This is a genomic window from Streptomyces sp. STR69 (assembly GCF_024519455.1).
In the GTDB taxonomy this organism is placed as follows: Bacteria; Actinomycetota; Actinomycetes; order Streptomycetales; family Streptomycetaceae; genus Streptomyces.
Genome location: NZ_JALJRY010000004.1, coordinates 175422 through 197214, shown reverse-complemented (window position 1 = coordinate 197214; position 21793 = coordinate 175422). Strand labels below are relative to the sequence as shown.

Sequence of the window (21793 nt, the reverse complement as noted above, 5' to 3'; positions counted from 1 at the left end):
CGTCATGACCGCCGTAGCCCTGGGCGTCCCCGAGATGCCGGTCCGGCCGATCGCCGAGCGACGTGTGTCGCGACGCATCCAGGTCGGGCCGGTGGCGGTCGGGGGCGGGGCCCCCGTCTCGGTCCAGTCGATGACCACGACCCGTACGTCGGACATCGGCGCCACGCTCCAGCAGATCGCCGAACTCACCGCGTCCGGCTGCCAGATCGTCCGCGTCGCCTGCCCCACGCAGGACGACGCGGACGCGTTGGCCACCATCGCCCGCAAGTCGCAGATCCCGGTGATCGCGGACATCCACTTCCAGCCCAAGTACGTGTTCGCCGCAATCGAGGCCGGGTGCGCGGCAGTTCGCGTGAATCCCGGCAACATCAAGCAGTTCGACGACAAGGTCAAGGAGATCGCGCGGGCCGCCAAGGACCACGGCACGCCGATCCGCATCGGGGTCAATGCCGGTTCCCTGGACCGCCGGTTGCTCCAGAAGTACGGCAAGGCGACGCCCGAGGCGCTCGTCGAGTCGGCCCTGTGGGAGGCGTCGCTCTTCGAGGAGCACGGCTTCAGCGACATCAAGATCTCGGTGAAGCACAACGACCCCGTGGTGATGGTCAACGCCTACCGGCTGCTGGCCGCGCAGAGCGACTATCCGCTGCACCTCGGGGTCACAGAGGCCGGGCCCGCCTTCCAGGGCACGATCAAGTCGGCGGTCGCCTTCGGGGCGCTGCTCAGCGAGGGCATCGGCGACACGATCCGGGTGTCGCTGTCCGCCCCGCCGGTGGAGGAGGTCAAGGTCGGTCTCCAGATCCTGGAGTCGCTGAACCTCAAGCCCCGCCGGCTGGAGATCGTGTCGTGCCCGTCCTGCGGGCGCGCCCAGGTGGACGTCTACAAGCTCGCCGACGAGGTCACGGCCGGGCTCGAGGGCATGGAGGTGCCGTTGCGCGTCGCGGTCATGGGCTGCGTCGTCAACGGACCCGGCGAGGCGCGGGAGGCGGACCTCGGCGTCGCCTCCGGCAACGGCAAGGGCCAGATCTTCGTGAAGGGCGAGGTGATCAAGACCGTGCCCGAGTCGAAGATCGTGGAGACCCTCATCGAGGAGGCCATGAAGATCGCCGAGCAGATGGAGCAGGACGGCGTCGCGGCGGGGGAGCCGGCCGTCACCGTGAGCTGAACAGCACGGACCGAAGGGGGCCCGACGTGACGATTCTGGAGAGCATCCGTCAACCACGCGACCTGAAGGCGCTGTCCGAGGCGGAACTCGGCGAACTGTCCGAAGAGATAAGGGAGTTCCTGGTGCACGCGGTGGCCAGGACCGGCGGCCATCTCGGGCCCAACCTGGGCGTGGTGGAACTGACCATCGCGCTCCATCGGGTCTTCGAGTCACCGGTCGACCGCATCGTCTGGGACACCGGCCACCAGAGCTATGTGCACAAGCTTCTGACGGGCCGTCAGGATTTCTCGAAGCTGCGCGGAAAGGGCGGCCTGTCCGGCTACCCCTCGCGCGAGGAGTCCGAGCACGACATCGTCGAGAACAGCCACGCCTCGACCGCGCTCGGCTGGGCCGACGGCCTCGCCAAGGCCCGCCAGGTACAGGGTGAGAAGGGTCATGTCGTCGCGGTCATCGGCGACGGCGCGCTCACCGGCGGCATGGCCTGGGAGGCGCTGAACAACATCGCCGCCGCCAAGGACCGCCCGTTGATCATCGTGGTCAACGACAACGAACGGTCGTACTCGCCCACCATCGGCGGGCTCGCCAACCACCTGGCGACCCTGCGCACGACCGACAGTTACGAGAAGGTCCTCGCCTGGGGCAAGGACGTCCTGCTGCGCACCCCGGTCGTCGGCAACACCGTCTACGAGTCGCTGCACGGCGCGAAGAAGGGCTTCAAGGACGCGTTCGCCCCGCAGGGCATGTTCGAGGACCTGGGCCTCAAGTACGTCGGCCCGATCGACGGACACGACATCGGCGCCGTCGAGTCCGCGCTGCGCCGCGCGAAACGCTTCCACGGCCCGGTCCTGGTCCACTGCCTCACGGAGAAGGGGCGCGGCTACGAACCCGCCCTCGCCCACGAGGAGGACCACTTCCACACCGTCGGCGTGATGGACCCGCTCACCTGCGAGCCCCTCGTGCCCTCCAACGGCCCTTCCTGGACCAGCGTGTTCGGCGACGAGATCCTGCGCATCGGGGAGGAGCGGGAGGACGTCGTGGCGATCACGGCGGCGATGCTGCACCCGGTCGGCCTCGGCAAGTTCGCCGCGAGGTTCCCCGACCGGGTCTGGGACGTCGGCATCGCCGAACAGCACGCGGCCGTGTCGGCGGCGGGCCTCGCGACCGGCGGACTGCATCCCGTCGTCGCCGTCTACGCCACCTTCCTCAACCGCGCCTTCGACCAGCTCCTGATGGACGTGGCGCTGCACCGCTGCGGGGTGACGTTCGTCCTGGACCGCGCCGGGGTGACCGGAGTCGACGGAGCGTCGCACAACGGCATGTGGGACATGTCCATCCTCCAGGTCGTGCCCGGCCTGAGGATCGCCGCCCCGCGCGACGCCGACCAACTCCGCGCCCAGCTAAGGGAAGCCGTCGCCGTCGACGACGCGCCGACCCTCGTCCGCTTCCCGAAGGAGTCGGTCGGCCCGGAGATCCCCGCGATCGACCGCGTGGGCGGCCTCGACGTCCTGCACCGAGGTGCTGGGACCCCCGAGGTGCTGCTCGTCGCCGTAGGAGTGATGGCGCCCGTCTGCCTCCAGGCCGCCGAACTCCTCGAAGCCCGTGGCATCAACTGCACGGTGGTGGACCCCCGTTGGGTCAAACCCGTCGACCCGGCGCTGCCCGGCCTCGCCGCCGAGCACCGCCTCGTCGCCGTCGTCGAGGACAACAGCCGGGCCTCCGGCGTCGGCGCCGCCGTGGCGCTGGCCCTCGGTGATGCCGAAGTCGACGTCCCCGTACGGCGGTTCGGCATCCCGGAGCAGTTCCTCGCGCACGCCAAACGCGGCGAAGTGCTCGCCGACATCGGCCTCACACCCGTCGAGGTCGCCGGACGGATCAGCGCAAGCCTGGCGGTCAAGGACACGACCGGCCACGCAGCCAAGGAGAAACCCGAATGACCAAGGAGTTCGACCTCACCGCGCTCTTGGCCGAGCGCGGAGCCGAGCGCTACGAGCTGCACACCAAGTACCTCAACCACCAGCTCCCGCGCATGCTGCACACCATCGGCTTCGACAAGGTCTACGAGCGGGGCGAGGGCGCCTACTTCTGGGACGCGGACGGCAACGACTACCTGGACATGCTCGCCGGGTTCGGGGTGATGGGCCTGGGCCGCCACCACCCCGTCGTCCGCAAGGCGCTGCACGACGTCCTCGACGCCCAGCTCGCCGACCTCACCCGCTTCGACTGCCAGCCGCTGCCCGGCCTGCTCGCCGAGAAGCTGCTCACCCACAGCCCGCACCTGGACCGGGTGTTCTTCGGCAACAGCGGTACGGAGGCGGTCGAGACCGCGCTCAAGTTCGCCCGCTACGCCACCGGGAAGCCGCGCGTCCTGTACTGCGACCACGCCTTCCACGGCCTGACCGCCGGCTCGCTCTCGGTCAACGGCGAGGACGGCTTCCGGGACGGCTTCGCCCCGCTGCTGCCGGACACCGCCGTACCGCTCGGCGATCTCGACGCCCTGGCACGGGAGTTGAAGAAGGGCGACGTCGCCGCCCTCGTCGTCGAACCGATCCAGGGCAAGGGCGTCCACGAGGCCCCGCCCGGCTATCTGCGCGCCGCGCAGGAACTCCTGCGCCGGCACAAGGCGTTGCTCATCGCCGACGAGGTGCAGACCGGTCTCGGCCGCACCGGCGACTTCTACGCATACCAGCACGAGGACGGCGTAGAGCCGGACTTGGTGTGTGTGGCCAAGGCGCTGTCCGGCGGCTATGTGCCGGTCGGTGCCACCCTCGGCAAGGACTGGATCTTCAAGAAGGTCTACTCGTCCATGGACCGGGTGCTGGTCCACTCGGCGAGCTTCGGGTCCAACGCCCAGGCCATGGCGGCCGGACTCGCGGTGCTCTCGGTGATGGAGAACGAGCAGATCGTCGCCAACGCCCGTGCCACCGGGGATCAGTTGAGGACCCGGCTGGCCGCGCTGGTCGACAAGTACGAACTGCTCGCCGACGTACGCGGCCGGGGCCTGATGATCGGCATCGAGTTCGGGAAGCCCAAGTCGCTGAAGCTGCGCAGCCGTTGGACCATGCTGCAGGCCGCGCGCAAGGGCCTGTTCGCGCAGATGGTGGTCGTACCGCTGCTCCAGCGGCACCGCATCCTCACCCAGGTCTCCGGCGACCACCTGGAGGTCATCAAGCTGATCCCGCCGCTGATCATCGGCGAGCGCGAGGTGGACCGGTTCGTCGAGGCCTTCACGGCCGTGATGGACGACGCGCACAGCGGTGGCGGGTTGATGTGGGACTTCAGCCGGACGCTCGTGAAGCAGGCAGTGGCCAACCGCTAGGCTTTTTGCCTCTGTGGCAAGAAAATTGCCGCAGAGGCAAAAGTCCGGCTGAATAGAGGCATGAGCTCCTCCGAGACCGAGCCGGAACCGCCGGCCGGACCGGCCGACGACCTGCCGGCCACCGTCGCACCCCAGCTCCGCGCCCTGCGCCGCCGCGCCTCCCTCACCCTGGAGGCCGCCGCCCGCTCGGCCGGACTCTCGCCCGCCCATCTCTCCCGACTGGAGACCGGGCAGCGCCAGCCCTCGCTGCCGATGCTGCTCGCGCTCGCCCGTATCTACGGTACGACAGTCTCGGATCTGCTCGGCGAGACGGTCACCGACCGGGAGGCCGTCGTCCGCGCCGCGGACATGGAACCGACCCGGGCGGGCGGCTGGACGTACTGGCAGGCCGGTGCCCCGGGCCGCGGGATGCAGTCGCTGCGCGTCCGTATCCCGTACGGCTCCCAGGGCGACATCGTGCGGGTGCACCCCGGCGAGGAATGGCTGTACGTCCTCACCGGGCGACTGCGGCTGCGCCTCGGCGACACCGCGCACCTGCTCGCGCCGGGCGACAGCGCGCACTTCGACTCGCTCACCCCGCACCGGCTCGCCGCCGCCGACAAGGACGGCGTCGAGGTCCTGTTCGTGCACACCCTGCTGCAGAGTCCCACGGCCACCCTGTGCCTGGGCCCGATCACCGGAGACACACCATGAGCGACAACAACATCGAGGACAGGTTCCCCCGTGCCCTGTGGGTACGGCTTCTCATCTACATCGCCGTCGGCCACCTCTTCGCGGCCTTCATCTACCTGTTGTTCTCCGTGGGCGCCAAGTAGCCCGCCGCGGGCGCGAGTTCAGTCGAGCAGGCGCTCGCGCAGCCGCTCCCGGATCTCCGGGGTGATTCCCAACCCCTGTTCCAGGTAGGCGTCCACGCTGCCCCAGGTCTCCTCGACGGTGTCGAAGGCCGCCGTCAGATACTCGGCGCGGGCGTCGAAGAGGGGGCTGAGGAGTTCCATCACCTCGGGGGAGTAACCGGCCGAGGAGGAGTCGCTGCGGCGCACCTTGTAGCGGCGGTGCTTGGCGTTCGACTCCAGATAGTCGGCGACGATCGCCTCGCGCTCCACGCCCAGGGCGAGCAGCGTCACGGCTATCGACAGGCCCGCGCGGTCCTTGCCCGCCGCGCAGTGCATCAGCGCGGGGACACTGTCCTCGGCGAGCGCGTGCAGCACCCGGGAGTGCTCGGCGGTGCGCTGGGTGACGATCGTGCGGTACGAGGCGATCATCCGGTTCGCGGCCTTGCCGTCGCCGAGGATCTCGCGCAGCTGCTCGATCTCGCCGTCGCGGACCATCTTCCAGAACTCGGAGCCGTCCGCCGGGTCGCTCAGCGGCAGGTTCACATTGCGCACGCCGGGCAGCTCGACGTCGGGGCCCTCCAGCTTCTGGTCCGACGCGTTGCGGAAGTCGAAGATCGTGTGCAGGCCCAGCGAGTCCAGGAACGCGGCGTCCTCGTCGGTCGCGTGCGCGAGATGGCCGCTGCGGAACAGCACGCCGTGCCGCACCCGCCGTCCGTCCGCCGTCGGAAGCCCGCCCACGTCCCGGAAATTGCGCACTCCGGACAACTCCGGCTCGGTCGACGGAATCTGCTGCGTCACGAGGGCTCCTCCCACACGGCCCGACGACGCGGCTCACCGGCGGGCACCCTGTCGACGATACGACATACGTGCCGTTGCCCGGGATGCCTTCGAGGCCCTGACCTGGGTCTCTTCCGAGGGGCGGGATCAGGTCGTCAGGGCAGGATCGAGTCGACGTAGCCCCCGTCGACCCGCAGTGCGCCGCCCGTCGTGGCCGAGGCCTGGTCGGAGCTGAGGTAGACGACCATGTTGGCGATCTCCTCTGGCTCGATCAGCCGTTGCAGCAGGGACTGCGGCCGGTGCTTCCGCATGAACTCGCGCTGCGCCTCGTCCCAGGGCAGTTCGCGGTCGACGAGTTCGTAGACGAAGTCCTCGACACCGCCCGTGTGCGTGGGGCCCGCGATGACCGAGTTGACCGTCACCCCCGTGCCCGCCGCCTGCTTCGCGAAGCCGCGGCCGACGGCCAGGAGCGCGGTCTTGGACATGCCGTAGTGGATCATCTCGGCCGGGATGACGATCGCCGAGTCGCTGGCGATGTTCTGGATCCGGCCCCAGCCGCGTCCCGTCATGCCCGGCAGGTACATACGGGTCAGTCGTACGGCGGCCAGCACGTTCACCTCGAAATAGCGGCGCCACTCCTCGTCGCTGATCTCCAGCGGGTCGGCGGCGCCGAAGATGCCGAGGTTGTTGACGAGGACGTCCACCTCCGGCAGCGCCTCCAGGACACGCGCGGCGCCCTCCTCGTTCGTCACGTCGGCGGCCACGGGCACGAAGGCGCCACCGGGCACCTCCGCCGCCAGCCGTGCCACGCCCTCCGCGACCCGCTGTTCGTTCCGGCCGTTCACCCCGACCCGGGCGCCCGAGCGCGCGAGTCCGGCTGCGATCGCCGCGCCGATGCCCTGCGTCGAACCCGTCACCAGCGCGGTGCGTCCCGTCAGGTCGATCTGCATGTGGAACCAGTCCCTTTGTCGCGTGTGTCCGTCCTGGGCGTGCCGGTCCGTCTGCCGTCAGCCTGGCGGCAGGGTGACCGGCCCGCCACTTCGGCTCCTGCCCGGCCCCTCAGACATGCATGTCGACGACCACCCAGGTCGCGTGGTCCATCCAGTGGGCGATGGCGGCCAGGTGCGCGGGGTGGTTGAAGTACCGCTGGAAGGCGGCGGTGTCGTCGAAGAGGCTGTTCAGGGCGAAGTCGTAGGAGACGGGTGTCTCGTCGAACACGTGCCATCCCACCTCCCACTGCCGGATCTCGGGGATCTCGCGCTCCAGGTTCCGCACGAGCTCGAAGCCCTCCGCGACCTCCGGGGATTCGCGGGTGAGACCGTCGTTCAGCTTGAAGAAGACGAGGTTCCGGATCATTTCCGCTCCTGCCGTCGGCGTCGCGTTGCGGTGGACGTGGACGTCTACGCGGCGTCCGGCGACTCGGTTCACCTCCCGGAGCGACGCGCCGACAAGCCCTTTCGGCGCCGTCGGCCGCCGACGGCAGAATGACGGCCATGCTCTTTCGACTGCTCGGCCGCCCGGAGTTGGTGAACGGCAACGGCGCGATCGCCCTTCCCGGCGCCGTCTCCCGGGCGATCGTGGGGCGGCTGCTGCTCGCCCACGGGGCCGTCGTACGGCGCGACACCCTCATCGAGGAGCTGTGGGAGGAGCGCGGGGCCAAGGACCCGGTCAACGCGCTCCAGGTCCAGATGGCCAAGCTGCGGTCCGCGCTCACGGCCGGCGGTGAGGGCACCCGCCTGCTGTTCGGACACGGCGGTTACCGGATCGTCCTGGGACCGGACGACGAGATCGACGTAACCGCGTTCGAGGCGGCGGTCCGGGCGGGGCGTGAGCATCTGGCGGCGGAGGAGTGGGAGAAGGCCGAGGGCGAGATGCGGTCGGCGCTGGCGATGTGGCGGGGCCGCGCCCTGGACGGTCTGGAGGGGCGGGTCTTCGAAGCCGAGCGGACCCGTCTTGAGGAGCTGCGGCTGGGCGCTCTGGAGGACGTGGCGACCGCCGGTCTCGCACTCGGCCGGGCGCGGGAGCTGGTCCCCGAGCTGACGGCCCTGGTCTCCCTCGCACCGCTGCGCGAGCGGTCCCGGGCCCGCCTGATGCTCGCGCTGCACCGCTGCGGGCGGACCGCGGAGGCCCTGGAGATCTACGAGACGGGCCGCCTGTTGTTCAGGTCCGAGCTCGGTGCCGTTCCCCAGTCGGAGCTGAGCGCCCTGCACACCGCGATGATCCGCCAGGACCCGGCTCTCCAAGGACCGGCCGCCGCGTCCGGCTGCCCGTCCTCGCTGTCCTCCCTGCGTACGGATGTGAGGCCGGCGGTCGGCGAAGGCGGTCCGGTCCGGCCGCTCGGCCCGTTCGTCGGCAGGCACAAGGAGCTCGGCGCGCTGCGGGAGGTCGTCGACCGCGAGCGGCTGGTGACCGTACTGGGACCGGGCGGTGTCGGCAAGACGCGGCTGGCGCTGGAGGCGTGCGCGCTCCTGCAGCCCTCCCGGGGCAACGTCTGGTGGGTCGACCTGGCCCCCGCCGACGACGCGAACGCGCTCGCCACGGTCGCCGCCGCGCTCGGGCTCTCCGACGCGTCCGTCCGGCCGGACCAGCCGCCGCACGACTACGTGCACCGGATCACCTCGTTCCTGACGGTCCGTCAGGCGGTCCTCGTGCTCGACAACTGCGAGCACCTCCTCGACGCCGTCGCCCCGCTCGTGGCGACGCTGCTGGGCCGGTGCCCCGCGCTGACCGTGCTGGCCACCAGCAGGGCACCGCTGGAGGTCCCGGCCGAGGTGCTGTACCCGCTGGCGCCGATGGCGGACGAGGAGGCCGCGGACCTGTTCGGTGCCCGCGCCGCCATGATCGACCCGTCCTTCGCACCGGACGAGGCGGCGCTGCGCGACATCCGCTCCCTGTGCCGCAGGCTCGACGGGCTGCCGCTGGCGGTCGAACTCGCCGCCGCGCACGTCCGGTTGCTGTCCGTCCGGCAGATCGAGGCCCGCCTCGACAACCGCTTCGCCCTGCTGACCAAGGGGGACCGCACCGCACCGGCCAGACACCGTACCCTGCGCGCCGTCCTCGACTGGAGCTACGCCCTGCTCGACGCCGGCGAGCAGCGCCTGTTCACGGAACTGGCCCTCTACGTCGGCGGCTGCTCCCTCGACATGGTGGAATCCGCCGCCGCGCTGCACGGGGCCGACGGTGCCCAACTGCTGAACGTACTGGCGCAGTTGGTCGACAAGTCCCTCGTCGTCCCGTTCTCCACCCCCGACGGGACCCGGCTGCGGATGCTGGAGACGGTCCGCGAGTACGCGCTCGCCCGGCTCCGCGAGGAAGGCCGGGCACCGGACGCCGAGGAACGGCTCATGGCCTGGGCCGCCCACTTCGTCCGCGACGGCAGCGCGGGCCTCTCGTCCCGCGCCCAGAAGGAGTGGGCCCGCCGGCTCACCGAGGAGTCCGCCAACATCCGGGCGGCGTCGGACCTGATGACGGCCAGGTCCAGGGAGGCCGAGGCGCTGCTGCTGGAAGCGCGACTGGGCTACTTCTGGTTCATCAGCGGCCGGGAGGAGGAGGGCATCGACCGCCTCCACCGCACCCTGCTCGCCTACGACGCCGCGGCCGGCCGGCGGACCTCGGAGCCCACCGAGGAGGACGAGTGGGCGCTCTTCCACACCATCGCCTGGCTCACCTGGCTCAACCATGTCGCCGGGCACCATACGGAAGCCGGTTCCTATGGGGAACGGCACATGGCGGTCTGGCAGCACGCGAAGAGCCCCGACCTCGTGATCCTGGGCCTCTGCTACGACGCGCTGCACGCGATGCTCGACGGGCGCGACGACGTGGAGGAACGATTCGCCGTGGCGGAGACCGCCGTGGCGCACACGGAATTCCACTGGGACCGGGCGGTCCTGCAGACGCACTGGTCGACCTACTGCCTGCAGCGGGGGGACGTCGAGGGGGCCCGTCGGCACGGTCTGCTCGCCGTGGCGGCCTCACGTGCGGCCGAGGACGACTTCGCCCGGGTCTTCTCCCTCACCCTCTGCGGCGACGCGGACGAGAGCGACGGCCTCCGTGCCCGCGCCCGCGAGCAGTGGACCGAGGCGGCCCGCATCCTGCGGGCCGTCGGGGCGCGTACCCGCTGGGCGTACACCGTGCTCAGACTGGCCTGCCTGGACATCGCAGAGGGGGAGTTCGCCACCGCCGAGGGGCGGCTCGTGGACGTGAGCAGGCTCGCGGACGAACTCGGTGCGGACGACCTCCAGGCGGCCGTGGCCAACCTGCGCGGAGTGCTGGCCTTCCAGGACGGCCGTTTCGCGGACGCGGCGAGGCTCTTCGACGGGGTCTGGCACTGTCCGGCGGCACCGGCCGACCGCAGGGCGGTCTCCGCCGTAGGACTCGCGGTCCTGGCGACGTTCGGTCCGCCGGGCCCCGCCGCCGACGCGCGGACGTGGACCGACCGGGCCCGCCGTACCCAGGGCGGACTGCTGGAGCCGCTGGCCCGGCACGCGGTGGGCGTACTGCTGGACCGGCTCGACGCCCACCGCCGGTCCAGGGCGGGCGGGCAGGGCGGCCCGGACCAGGTCTGCTCCTGGCTCGCCGGTGGCCCCTCGGTGCTCGCCGCCTTCTGCTGACCGCCTTCGAACTTTCGTCACGCAGGCACGCGCACGCCGTGAACCTCTTCGGAGTGTGCGCCGTAGCAGCCATCGGACGGCATCCGGTCGCGTCGGGGAGCCGTTTCCGCCTGCTTTCCGGGTGGCCGACGCTCCGACGAAAGGCACAGCAGCATGACCGAGTACCAGGGCCGGACCGTTGTCGGCGCAGAAGCCGTCACCGAACTGGCCGACCGGATCGGGGGATCGGTGTTCGTCCCGGGCGACGCGGGCTACGAGGAGGCGGTCGCGGGGTTCAACCTGCGGTCGCGGCAGCGGCCCGCTCTGGTCGTCGCGGCCGGCAGCGCTGCCGATGTGGAGACCGCGGTCGCCTTCGCCGGCGCGCACGACCTGCCCGTCGGGGTCATGGCCACCGGACACCAGCCGTTCCCGGCCGAGGAAGGCTTCCTGCTCGTCACGACGGGTGCGATGCGCGCGGTCGACATCGATATCGAGCGTGGAGTGGCCCGGGTGGGCGCGGGCGCGCGCTGGTCGGACGTCGTAGGACCGGCTCAGGAGGAAGGGCTCGCACCGCTGAACGGGTCCAGCCCGGACGTCGGGGTCGTCGGCTTCACCCTCGGCGGCGGACTCAGCCCGTTCCTGGGCCGGTCCTACGGCTGGGCCGCCGACCATGTCGTGGCGATCGAGGTGGTCACGCCGGACGGCGTACTGCGCCGGGTGTCGCCGGAGGCCGAACCGGACCTCTTCTGGGGTCTGCGCGGCGGACGCAGCAACTTCGGTGTGGTGACCGCACTGGAGATCGGCCTCTTCCCGGTGACCTCCTTCTACGGCGGCGGCATCTACTTCCCCGCCGAGGACGTCGAGGCCGTGCTCCGCGCCTTCCCCGAGGTGGTCCGCGACGCTCCCGACGCCTTCACCTGCTCGGTGGCGCTGCTGAACTTCCCGCCGGTCCCGCAGGTGCCCGAACCGCTGCGCGGCCGGTTCCTCGCCCACGTCCGGGTGACCCATCTCGGCACCGACGAGGACGCCGAGAAGCTCATCGCCCCGTTCCGGGCCATCGGTGCGGGGATGTTCGACACGATCGCCCGGCACCCCTACGGCGCGTACGCCCTCGTGCACACCGATCCGGCGGAACCCTTCCCGTACGAGGAACAGGGCGTCCTGCTGGCCGAGTTGCCGTCCGCCGCCGTCGACTCCCTGGTGGAGAGTGCCCAGGTGGCCGCCGGGGGTCTTGTCACGGTGCTGGAGTTGAGGCATCTCGGCGGGGCGCTGGCGGTCCGGCCGGCCGTGGCTGCTCCCGTCGCCGCGCGGGACGCGGTGTTCAACGTGTGGGGAGCGACGGTGGGTCCGCCGGAGGTAGTCGAGGCCGGTACGGCGATGCTGGGCGGGATGGTCGAGCGGCTGCGCCCGTGGTCCACGGGTCTCACGTACACGAACTTCGCCGGTCGTGACGACCGGGCGGAGAATGTGTTCACCGCCGCCGACCTGGCCCGGCTGCGCCGCCTGAAGCGGCGGTACGACCCGCGGAACCTCTTCCGGGTCAACAACCACACCATCACCCCGGAATAGACGGGGACCGAGGGACGGACGGCGTCGGCAGGCTGGAGACCGCGGTGAGATGCGAGCAGGAGACAACCGAACTGGCCGCCTATGCCATGGCGGCCCTCGATCCCGGGGAAACCGCACGTGTCGGCCGCCATGTGCGGGCGTGCCCGGGCTGCGCGGGTGAGGTGGACGAGATCCGCACCGCGCTCGCCGCCGTCCGACTGCTGCCCGACGAGGAGCTGTTGGGCGACTGGTCGGGCCGACTGTTCGAACTGCGGGAGGCGGCGGTCCGGGCCGCCCTGGCCAAGGGGCCGCCCGTACCCCGTCAGCAGTGACCCGGCACGCGCGCGTGCCCGCTGTCCTTTTCCTTTCCCGCGACTGTCCTCGGCGGCGCGGGCGAGGACAGCGGACATCAAGCGGCCGGCAAGAGGCCCCTCCCAAGGTTTCCCCGTTCAGCTTTCAACGAATTGGTGCGCCGCACAGGACCCACGGCGCACTGGGGGAACGTGGCAATGAGGCAACACAGCACAGCGATCCGGGACATCCGGCCGGGCTGCCAGGACGACGGGACGCGTGACCGGGCGCGGGACGAGGCGTTCATCCGGGCCGTCTACGACAAGCACGGCGCTTATCTGTTGAGAGTGGCCACCGGACTGCTCCGGGGCGACGGTTACCAGGCCCAGGACCTGGTCCAGGAGGCGGTCCTGCGCGCCTGGCAGCACGCCGAGATCCTGGACCCGGGGGCCGAGGGCATCCGGCCGTGGCTCGTCACCGTGGTCCGCAACCTCGTCATCGACGGCTACCGCGCCCGGCAGGCCCGCCCTCCGGAGACGGTCGACAGCGCGCTGCAGGAGCTGCCGGGTCCGGAACACGTGGACCCGGCGCTCACCAGGAAGATCGTGCGCGAGGCGCTGGCGGACCTGACGCTGCAGCATCGCGAGATCCTCGTCCACGTCGAGTTCCTGGACCAGTCGGTGGCCCGCACGGCGAGCATGCTGGGCATCCCGCCGGGCACGGTCAAGTCCCGAACTCACCTGGCCCTCAAGGCACTTCGGGCCGCGCTGGCGGAGCGGGGCTACACCCCGTAGACGGTGCCGGGAGTGTGTCTCGGGTGCGTGAACCGTTTCCACGGCCCTCCTCGTGTACCGGAACGTGGCGGGCCTCGGCGAGCGGCTCGTCCCACGCCTCGGGGCCCGCCGTCCCGTCCGGTCCCCGGCGGCGCTCCGGCACCGCGTTGGCGGTATCTCACTTCCGTCGTGGAGGAACGACATGTCGAGCATCCCCGCAGATCTGCCCACCGCCGAGCAGGTCGTCGACAGCATGGAACGCATGCACGGGCTGTATCCGGGACACCGGCGCTCCGGCGCGCGGGGCGTCTGCTGCAAGGCGACCTTCACCCCGACCGGCGACGCGGCGGGCCTCACCACGGCGGCCCACCTCCAGGACCGGCCGACCCCCGTGATCGTGCGGTTCTCCAACTCGGAGGGGAATCCGCGCTCACGCGACACCGCGCCGGTGGCCCGCGGGATGGCGGTCCGGTTCCAGCTGCCGAACGGCGGCGACACCGATCTCGTCGCGATGACGGTGCCGCTGTTCGTCGCCTCCACCCCGGGACAGTTCCTCGAACTGACCGAGGCGCTGCGGCCGGACCCCGCCACCGGGGAACCAGACATGAGCAGGGTGCAGGCCCACGTCGCCGCCCATCCGCACCTGGCCGAGGCCGTCACCCAGCGCCCACCGGTGCCGGTCGGCTACGGCACCGCCGCCTACTGGGCGATCCACGCGTTCGTCTGGACCGACGCGGCGGGCAACAGGCAGCCGGTGCGGTACCGCTGGGAGCCGGAGGCCGGCCGCGCGGAACTGTCCGCAGAGGAGGCGGCCGGCCGCCAGGACCAGTACCTGACCGAGGAACTCCACCAGCGCCTGCGGCAGGGCCCGTTGGCGTTCACCCTCCAGGTCCAGCCGGCCGAGGAGGACGATCCGACGCACGACCCCGCCGTCGCCTGGCCGGAGCGGCGCAAGGAGATCACCGCCGGACGCCTGGAAATCACCGCGCCGGTCGACGACCAGGACTACTGGGCCGCGCAGCGGTTCGACCCCACCCGGGTCACCGCCGGAATAGAACTCTCCGACGACCCGGTGCTCACCTTTCGCGCCCGGGCGTACGCCGAGTCGTACCGCAGGCGCAGCGGGAATCGCTGAACAGGACGGGAAGAGCGACGGGCACCGGAGACATCCGGTGCCCGTCGCTCTTCGGAATACTGGGGAAGGCTATTGTCTCGCCCGCTCGCGTGCCTCATGTACCGATCTCCTCTCCTCGGAGGTGAGGAGATCCATGAGCCGCTCGTTGTTGACCCAGTCGTTCAGCAGGGCATGGGAGCCCCCGAGGCTGAGCGAGTAGGCCCACATACTTCGTCCCCGTCGCGTCCCGTTCCATTCCGCCGCCCAGCGGAGCAGGTGATCGATGCGCTGCTCCGGCGTGAACCTCATGACCCGCATGCTCGTCACCTTTCCGTGGTTACGAGAAAGCCTTTTCCCCGTCCGCTTGGTAAACGGGACGGGGAAGGAGGAGGTTCACACCCGGATCAGAATCCGGTGAGCGTCACCTTGCCGATGGCGGCGCCGGATTCCAGGATGCGGTGCGCCTCGCGCAGATGTGCGGCGTTGATCGTGCCGAGGTCCCGGGTGGCCGTGGTCCGCAGGCTGCCCGCGTCCACCAGCCGGGCGATCTCGCCGAGGATGTGGTGCTGCACCGCCTGGTCCGGGGTCCGGTACAGGGAGCGGGTGAACATGAACTCCCAGTGGAAGGAGATGCTCTTCGACTTCAGCAGACCGATCTCCACGGCACCGAAGTCGTCGATGGCGAGCAGCCCACCGAACGGCTTGAGGATCTCGGCGTACGCGGCGAGGTTCCGGTCCGTACCGGCCGTGCCGAAGATGTACTCCACCCCGCCGGGCGCGACCTCGGCCACCTGTGCGGGCAGGGGCTGATGGTGGTCGACCACATGGGTCACGCCCATACTGCGGGCGAACTCCACGGTCTCCGGGCGGGAGGCGGTACCGATCACGGTCAGGCCGGTGAGGGCCCGGGCCAGCTGGGTCACCACGGCCCCGACCCCGCCGGCCGCCGCGGTCACCAGCAGTGTGCCGGTCTGTTCCGGACTCTGGCGCAGGCCCAGGTGTTCGAACAGGCCCTCCCAGGCGGTGATCGCGGTCAGCGGCAGTGCCGCCGCCTCGGCGAAGGAGAGCGTGGTGGGCCTGCGGCCGACGATGCGCTCGTCGACGGCGTGGAAGCGGGAGTTCGTGCCCGGCCGGTCGATCGCGCCGGCGTAGAAGACCTCGTCGCCGACCGCGAACAGCTCCACCTTGTCACCGACCGCGACGACCGTGCCGGCGGCGTCCCAGCCCAGCACCTTGGGCTCGCCGCCCGGGTCGTTGCCCTGCCGGACCTTGTAGTCCACCGGGTTGACCGCGATCGCCTCGACCTGGACCAGCAGATCGTGCGGACCTGGCTCCGGGACGGGCAGTTCGAGGTCCAGCAGGCTTTCGTCGTCGTCGACCGGCAGGCTCTTGAGGTAGCCGACTGCGGGCATCGTCTTCGGGGTCACGCTCATCATGGATCTCCTCGGTTCGTGCGGTGGCCGGTGAAGGGCCGCGGCCACGCTCCGAACGGTATCCATCGGGAGGTAGTAACCTTCAAGGGAGCCTACTTCCCATCGGGAAGTGTCCAGGTCGGATCAGGCGGCGTCGGGGAAACGGTCGATGTTCTGCTCCACCCAGGTTCGCAGGTGGGCGAGCGGCGCGCAGGCGTCCAGGCCGAGCGGGGTCAGGCTGTACTCGACACGGGGCGGCACCTCGGCGTAGATCCGGCGGTCGACCAGGCCGTAGTCCTCCAGACGGCGCAGTGTCTGGGTGAGAACCTTGGGGCTCACACCCTGGAGCCGGGCGCGCAGTGCGCCGAAGCGTTGCGGGCCCGGCTCCAGGGCGCCCAGGGCGAGGGCGCTCCACTTGTTGGCCAGCAGATCCAGCATGTCGCGGCAGGGGCAGGCGGCCAAGTAGACGCTCTTGGGGTCGTCGCAGAGGCTCGAAGTCTTCGTCATTCAGCGATGGTACCCAACGGGTACCAGCAACCCTTGCGGGTAACCGCCACCGCTTCCGTACGGTGGCCGACGTGCACGAAGGTCGAGACATGAACGATGACGGCATCCACTTCCGACTCCTCGGCCGCCTGGAGCTCGCCGCCGCGAGCGGTGCCGTCGCTCTGCCGGGTGCCGTCTCCCGCGCGATCGTCGGCCGGCTCCTGCTGGCCGGGGGAGCGGTGGTGCACCGCGACACGCTCATCGACGAACTGTGGGAGGAACGCGGGGCGAAGGACCCGGTCAACGCCCTCCAGGTCCAGATGACGAAGCTGCGCGCGGCCCTCGCGACGCACGGCGGGGACCGGCGCCTTCAATCCCGTTACGGGGGATACCAGTTGGTGCCGGCGCCGGAGGACGAACTCGACACGGTCCGGTTCGAGGCGGCGGTCCGAGAGGGGCGCGAGTACCTGGCGGCGGGGGAGTACCGGACCGCGGAAGGCGTCCTGCGCAAGGGACTTGAGCTGTGGCGGGGCCGCGCCCTGGACGATCTGAAGGGCCGGGTCTTCGACGCCGAGCGGCTGCGCCTTGAGGAACTGCGCCTGGGCGCACGGGAGGACGCGGCTGCCGCCGGTCTCGAACTAGGCCGCGCCGCCGAACTGGTCTCCGAACTCACGGCACTTGTCTCCGGCGCACCCCTGCGCGAACGGTCCCGGGCATGCCTGATGCTCGCCCTCCACCGCTGCGGGCGCCACGCGGAGGCCCTGGACGTGTACGAGGCGGGCCGCAGGCTGCTCCGCTCCGAGCTGGGCGTCGATCCCTCCCCGGAACTGCGGTCCCTGTACGAGGAGTTGCTCGCCCGCGACCGGTCCCCCGGGACGGCGGCCAGGAACGTCGTACGTCTGGTCCCGGCATCCGTCGACTCCCGTCCGGCCCCCGGCCGGGGCGGGCCCGACCATCCCCTCGGCCCGTTCGTCGGCCGCGGGGCGGACCTCGACGGATTGCGTGCGGCCCTGGAGCGGGAGCGGCTGGTGACCGTCGTGGGGCCCGGTGGTGTCGGCAAGACGCGCCTGGTGCTGGAGGCCTGCGCGTCGATGACGTCCTCGTACGACGCCGCGTGGTGGGTCGAGCTGGCCGCGGCGGACGGCACGGATGTCCTTCCGGCGATTGCCGCGGCCCTGGGCCTTTCGGACGCCTCGGTACGGCCGGACCAGCCGCCGCACGACTATGTGCACCGGCTCACCTCATTCTTGACGGAGCGTCAGGCCGTGCTCGTGCTCGACAACTGCGAGCACCTGCTCGACACGGTTGCCCCGCTCGTGGCGGTCCTGCTCGGCCGGTGTCCCGCGCTGACCGTCCTGGCCACCAGCAGGGCTCCGCTGGCCGTCGCGGGCGAGCGACTGTTCCCGCTGGCGCCGATGTCCGACGGCGAGGCCGCCGAGCTGTTCGGCACCCGGGCCGTCATGATCGACCCGGCCTTCAGCGCGGAGGGGCCGGTGCTGGACGACATCCGTTCGCTCTGCCGCAGACTCGACGGCCTGCCGCTCGCGGTCGAACTCGCCGCCGCACACGTGCGGTTGCTGCCCGTGCCCGAGATCGAACGCCGCCTCGACAACCGCTTCACCCTGCTGGCCAAGGGCAAGCGGACCGCTCCCGCCCGGCACCGCACCCTGCGCGCCGTCCTCGACTGGAGCTACGCCCTCCTGGACACCACCGAGCAGCGGGTGCTGACCGAACTCGCCCTGTACGTAGGCGGCTGCTCCCTCGACACGGCGGAGACGGCGCTCTCCCTCCCCGGGGCGGACCGCCACGAGACCTTGCGCGTGCTGGCCCAACTGGTCGACAAATCCCTCCTGTTCACCGTCCAAACGCCCGACGGCAGCAGGCTGCGGATGCTGGAGACGGTCCGCGAGTACGCGCTGGACCGGCTTCGGGCCGAAGGGCGGGAGGCCGAGGCGGAGGAACGCTTCATGGCGTGGGCCCTGCGCTTCGTGCACGGCAGCGCCGGCGGAATCGCGCCCGGCGACCAGGGGGAGTGGATCAGCCGGCACACCGCGGAATCCGCCAACGTCAGGGCGGCCTCCGACCTGCTGATGGCCCGGGCGAGAACGGCCGAGGCGCTGGGCCTGGAAGCGGGACGGGCCTACTACTGGACCATCACCGGCCGGGAGGAGGAGGGCATCGACCGACTCCGGCGCAGCCTGCGCGCCTACGACGTCGTGGAGCCCACCGAGGCGGACGAGTTGGCGCTCTTCCGCGCGCTCACCTGGCTCGTCTGGCTCAGTCACGTCGTCGGCCGGCACGCCGAGGCCGGCCTCTTCATCGACCAGTACCAGGTGACGTGCCGACGGGCGAAGAACCCCGACCTCGCCGTCCTGGGAGCCTGTCACGAACCGTTCCACGCCATGCTGAGCGGGCGCCACGACGACGTGGAGGAACTCTTCGTACGGGCCGAGAACGGGATCGCGGGCACCGCCTTCCACTGGGACCGCGCTGTCCTCCAGACCAACTGGACGACGTACTGCCTCCAGCGCGGGGACATCGACGGCGCCCGTGCCCACGGCCGGACCGCCGTCGCGGCGGCGCGCGCCGCGGGCGACGACTACGCGAGGGCGTTCTCCCTCGTGCTCTGCGGCGACGCGGACGAGAGCGGCGGCTTCCGCGACCGGGCCCGCGAGCACTGGACCGAGGCGGTCCTCGTCCTGCGCTCCATCGGCGCACGCGCCCTCTACGCCTACACCGCGCTGCGGATCGTGTGCCTGGACATCGGGGAGGGCGCGATCGGCACGGCCGGGCACCGGCTCACGGAGGTGGCGCGGCTCGCCGACGAAGTGGGCGCGGACGATGTGCGCGCCGCCGCGGCCGTCCTGCGCGGAGCGCTCGCCTTCCACGGGGACCGCTTCCCGGAGGCCCGGACGTTCTTCGCCGGCGTCTGGGACAGCCCCACGGCACCGCTCGACCGCAGAGCGATGGCCGCCCTCGGCATGGTGGCCGTCGCGGCCTTCGGCCCGCCCACCGCCTCGACGGCGGCCGACGAGGTACGGCTGTGGAGGGACCGCGCCGCCAAGGCGCACGACCGGGTGCGCGAGCCACTGGCCCGCCGCGCGGTCGGCGCCCTGCTCGACACCCTGGACACCTGTTTCCGGTCCGGTCCGGCCGACGGGCACGGGGCGGACCGGGTACGGGCCTGGCTCGCCGCCAACCCCTCCGTCCTGGCCGGCTTCAGCGGAGTGCTGACCGGACCGGGCCGGCATCGCTGACCCGGACGCGTGACACGGGTTTCCACAGGTTATGACTTCTCCACAGGCGTTGCCTCGCAGGTCCCGCACCATTGATGATGTTGGCGCTTGAGTGGACTTGTTCGAATCTGTGAGGGACTTGATGCTGGAGACCGCCGAGAACGGCCGTACGTGGGTGCTGTCCGGACCCACGAGCAGTTACGCCGTCCATCTCACCGAACGCGACGAACTGCTCCATCTCCACTGGGGTCCCCGCATCGCGCTCGCCGACGCCGAGGAACTCGCCGCCCGCCCGCTCCCCGGCGGCTCCTCCTTCGAGGCCCCGCTCGACGGGCACGAGGAGTACCCGGTCGAGGGAGGCCCCCGCTTCGTCCGCCCCGCCCTGTCGGTGCGCACACCGGAACGGCGCGGCACCGAGTGGACCTTCGACCGCTACGACACGGACGGCGACGAACTGCGGCTCCGCTTCCGCGACGGCGGACTGGCGATCACCCTGCACTACCGGACGCGCGGCGACGTCGTGGAACGCTGGACGGTCCTCGACAACGAGGGGACCGAGCCGCTGGAGCTGCTGCGCGCCGACTCCGCCACCTGGACGCTGCCCGACCGGGAGGAGTGGCAGCTGTCGCACGTGCACGGACGCTGGGCCGCCGAGTCACGGCTGGTGCGCTCCCCCCTCACCTACGGTGAGAAGGTCATCGGCAGCCGCCGCGGCCACACCGGACACCAGTACCTCCCCTGGGTCGCGCTCGACACCGACGCGACCGAGGAGCGCGGCGAGGTCTACGGCTGCGCCCTCGGCTGGTCGGGGTCCTGGCGGATCGCCGTGGCCCAGCTCCCGGACGCGCGCGTTCAGATCACCGGCGGCGCCGGGTACGACGAGTCCGGGCTGCTGAGCCTCGCGGCCGGGGAGTCCTTCACGACGCCCCTCTTCGCGGCCCTGTGGAGCGACGCCGGCTTCGGCGGCGCCAGCCGCACCTGGCACGCCTACCAGCGGACGTACGTCATCCCGGACGCGGACCAGGACCGGCCGGTGCTCTACAACTCCTGGGAGGCCACGCAGTTCGACATCTCCGAGGAGCAGCAGGAGGTCCTCGCGCAGCGTGCGGCGGCGGCAGGCGTCGAGCTGTTCGTGGTCGACGACGGCTGGTTCGGCGCCCGCACCAGCGACCGCGCCGGACTCGGCGACTGGACCCCCAACCCGGACCGCTTCCCCGCCGGTCTCAAGCCGCTCGCCGACCGCGTCCACTCACTGGGCATGCAGTTCGGCATCTGGGTCGAGCCCGAGATGATCAACCCGGACAGCGACCTGTACCGCGCCCACCCGGACTGGGTGCAGTATCAAGAGGGACGAAAGCGGACGGAGTTCCGCAATCAGCTCATCCTCAACCTGGCCCGCGAGGACGTCCAGGAGTACCTCTGGGAGCAGCTCGACGGACTCCTCTCCAGCGCCCCCATCGACTATGTGAAGTGGGACTTCAACCGCTGCTTCACCGACGCCGGCTGGCCCGGCGACGCCTATCCGCAGCGCCTCTGGGTCGACCATGTGCGCGCGCTCTACGCCCTGTTGGACCGGCTGCGGGAGGCCCATCCCGGTGTGGCCTTCGAGTCCTGCTCGGGCGGCGGCGGCCGGATCGACCTCGGCATCCTCAGCCGTACGGACCAGGTGTGGACCTCGGACAACACCGACCCGCTCGACCGGCTCGCCATCCAGCACGGCTTCAGCCAGATCCACCCCGCGCGCGTGATGGCCGCCTGGGTCACCGACAGCCCCAACACCCAGCTCAACGACCGGGTCAGCAGCCTGCGCTTCCGGTTCGTGAGCGCCATGGCCGGAGTGCTCGGCGTGGGTGGCGACCTCTCGGAGTGGACCGAGGAGGAGCTCGCCGAGGCCCGCGAGTGGATCGGCCTCTACAAGGAGATCCGGCCGCTCGTGCAGCACGGCGACCTCCACCGGCTGCGCCCGCCGACCGGCGGACTGAGTGCCGTGCAGTACACACGCGGCGACGAGAGCGTCGTCCTCGCCCTGCTCCAGGCGCAGCACTACGGCGAGCCGGTACCGGCGCTCCGGCTGCGCGGGCTCGACCCGACAGCATCGTACGAATGCCTCGAAACGGGCGAAGTCCACCGGGGTGCCGTCCTGTTGCACCACGGACTGCGGACCGGGCTGCGCGGTGACCTCGATGCGACGGTTCTCCGGCTGCGTCGCATCTGAGCCTTCTGCCCGAATTGCAGCCTTCGTTACAACTCGCTCTG

17 protein-coding genes are annotated in these 21793 nt (G+C 71.1%); 12 read left to right on the top strand and 5 right to left on the bottom strand.

Annotation, left to right across the window (positions count from 1 at the left end; genetic code table 11):
- The first annotated feature begins 4 nt into the window (after window positions 1-4).
- The 5 genes from ispG to OC490_RS09295 are packed head-to-tail and all read left to right on the top strand — an operon-like array spanning window position 5 to window position 5293.
- The gene (ispG, locus tag OC490_RS09315) at window positions 5-1162 is read left to right on the top strand and encodes a flavodoxin-dependent (E)-4-hydroxy-3-methylbut-2-enyl-diphosphate synthase (RefSeq protein ID WP_262057364.1); all 1158 of its coding nucleotides are present in this window, start codon (window positions 5-7) and stop codon (window positions 1160-1162) included.
- A 26-nt stretch (window positions 1163-1188) separates the two neighbouring features.
- On the top strand, window positions 1189-3096 hold the full coding sequence (gene dxs, locus OC490_RS09310; RefSeq protein ID WP_262057363.1) for a 1-deoxy-D-xylulose-5-phosphate synthase: 1908 nt from the start codon (window positions 1189-1191) through the stop codon (window positions 3094-3096).
- Window positions 3093-4478: an aspartate aminotransferase family protein gene (locus OC490_RS09305; RefSeq protein ID WP_262057362.1), complete on the top strand. Its 1386-nt coding sequence runs from the start codon at window positions 3093-3095 to the stop codon at window positions 4476-4478. Before dxs ends, OC490_RS09305 begins: the two co-directional genes overlap by 4 nt.
- Before the next feature lie 60 nt (window positions 4479-4538).
- A complete protein-coding gene (locus OC490_RS09300) occupies window positions 4539-5171 on the top strand; it encodes a helix-turn-helix domain-containing protein (RefSeq protein WP_262057361.1) in 633 nt (210 codons plus the stop codon).
- The gene (locus tag OC490_RS09295) at window positions 5168-5293 is read left to right on the top strand and encodes a DUF6126 family protein (RefSeq protein ID WP_262057360.1); all 126 of its coding nucleotides are present in this window, start codon (window positions 5168-5170) and stop codon (window positions 5291-5293) included. The genes OC490_RS09300 and OC490_RS09295 overlap by 4 nt, the downstream gene beginning before the upstream one ends.
- 18 nt (window positions 5294-5311) lie before the next feature.
- Here the strand turns inward: OC490_RS09295 and OC490_RS09290 are convergent, their stop codons facing one another.
- The 3 genes from OC490_RS09290 to OC490_RS09280 all read right to left on the bottom strand — a co-directional run bounded on the left by OC490_RS09290 (window position 5312) and on the right by OC490_RS09280 (window position 7444).
- Window positions 5312-6109, bottom strand: coding sequence for a tyrosine-protein phosphatase (locus OC490_RS09290; RefSeq protein ID WP_262057359.1), 798 nt, complete (start codon window positions 6107-6109; stop codon window positions 5312-5314).
- A gap of 134 nt (window positions 6110-6243) precedes the next feature.
- Window positions 6244-7038, bottom strand: coding sequence for an SDR family NAD(P)-dependent oxidoreductase (locus OC490_RS09285; RefSeq protein ID WP_262057358.1), 795 nt, complete (start codon window positions 7036-7038; stop codon window positions 6244-6246).
- Between the two features lie 109 nt (window positions 7039-7147).
- Window positions 7148-7444, bottom strand: coding sequence for a Dabb family protein (locus OC490_RS09280; protein ID WP_262057357.1), 297 nt, complete (start codon window positions 7442-7444; stop codon window positions 7148-7150).
- Window positions 7445-7581: 137 nt separating this feature from the next.
- On the opposite strand from OC490_RS09280, the gene OC490_RS09275 reads away from it, so the two are divergent.
- The 5 genes from OC490_RS09275 to OC490_RS09255 all read left to right on the top strand — a co-directional run bounded on the left by OC490_RS09275 (window position 7582) and on the right by OC490_RS09255 (window position 14424).
- Window positions 7582-10698, top strand: a complete 3117-nt coding sequence (locus OC490_RS09275; RefSeq protein ID WP_262057356.1) for a BTAD domain-containing putative transcriptional regulator — start codon at window positions 7582-7584, stop codon at window positions 10696-10698.
- A gap of 153 nt (window positions 10699-10851) precedes the next feature.
- Window positions 10852-12246 carry an FAD-binding oxidoreductase gene (locus OC490_RS09270; RefSeq protein ID WP_262057355.1) on the top strand — a complete coding sequence of 465 codons (1395 nt, stop codon included), beginning with the start codon at window positions 10852-10854 and terminating at the stop codon, window positions 12244-12246.
- 44 nt (window positions 12247-12290) lie between these two features.
- A complete protein-coding gene (locus OC490_RS09265) occupies window positions 12291-12557 on the top strand; it encodes an anti-sigma factor family protein (RefSeq protein ID WP_262057354.1) in 267 nt (88 codons plus the stop codon).
- Window positions 12558-12734: 177 nt separating this feature from the next.
- Window positions 12735-13310: a sigma-70 family RNA polymerase sigma factor gene (locus tag OC490_RS09260; RefSeq protein ID WP_262057353.1), complete on the top strand. Its 576-nt coding sequence runs from the start codon at window positions 12735-12737 to the stop codon at window positions 13308-13310.
- Window positions 13311-13491: 181 nt separating this feature from the next.
- Complete coding sequence (locus OC490_RS09255) at window positions 13492-14424, top strand: catalase family peroxidase (protein ID WP_262057352.1); 933 nt, start codon at window positions 13492-13494, stop codon at window positions 14422-14424.
- Window positions 14425-14807: 383 nt separating this feature from the next.
- Here OC490_RS09255 and OC490_RS09250 read toward each other — a convergent pair whose 3' ends face one another.
- Window positions 14808-15836, bottom strand: coding sequence for a zinc-binding alcohol dehydrogenase family protein (locus OC490_RS09250; RefSeq protein WP_262057580.1), 1029 nt, complete (start codon window positions 15834-15836; stop codon window positions 14808-14810).
- 123 nt (window positions 15837-15959) lie between these two features.
- Complete coding sequence (locus tag OC490_RS09245; protein ID WP_262057579.1) at window positions 15960-16253, bottom strand: winged helix-turn-helix transcriptional regulator; 294 nt, start codon at window positions 16251-16253, stop codon at window positions 15960-15962.
- A gap of 158 nt (window positions 16254-16411) precedes the next feature.
- Here OC490_RS09245 and OC490_RS09240 point away from each other — a divergent pair, with 158 nt between their 5' ends.
- Window positions 16412-19558 carry an AfsR/SARP family transcriptional regulator gene (locus tag OC490_RS09240; protein ID WP_262057351.1) on the top strand — a complete coding sequence of 1049 codons (3147 nt, stop codon included), beginning with the start codon at window positions 16412-16414 and terminating at the stop codon, window positions 19556-19558.
- A 121-nt stretch (window positions 19559-19679) separates the two neighbouring features.
- Window positions 19680-21752: an alpha-galactosidase gene (locus OC490_RS09235; RefSeq protein WP_262057350.1), complete on the top strand. Its 2073-nt coding sequence runs from the start codon at window positions 19680-19682 to the stop codon at window positions 21750-21752.
- The last annotated feature ends 41 nt before the right edge of the window (window positions 21753-21793 follow it).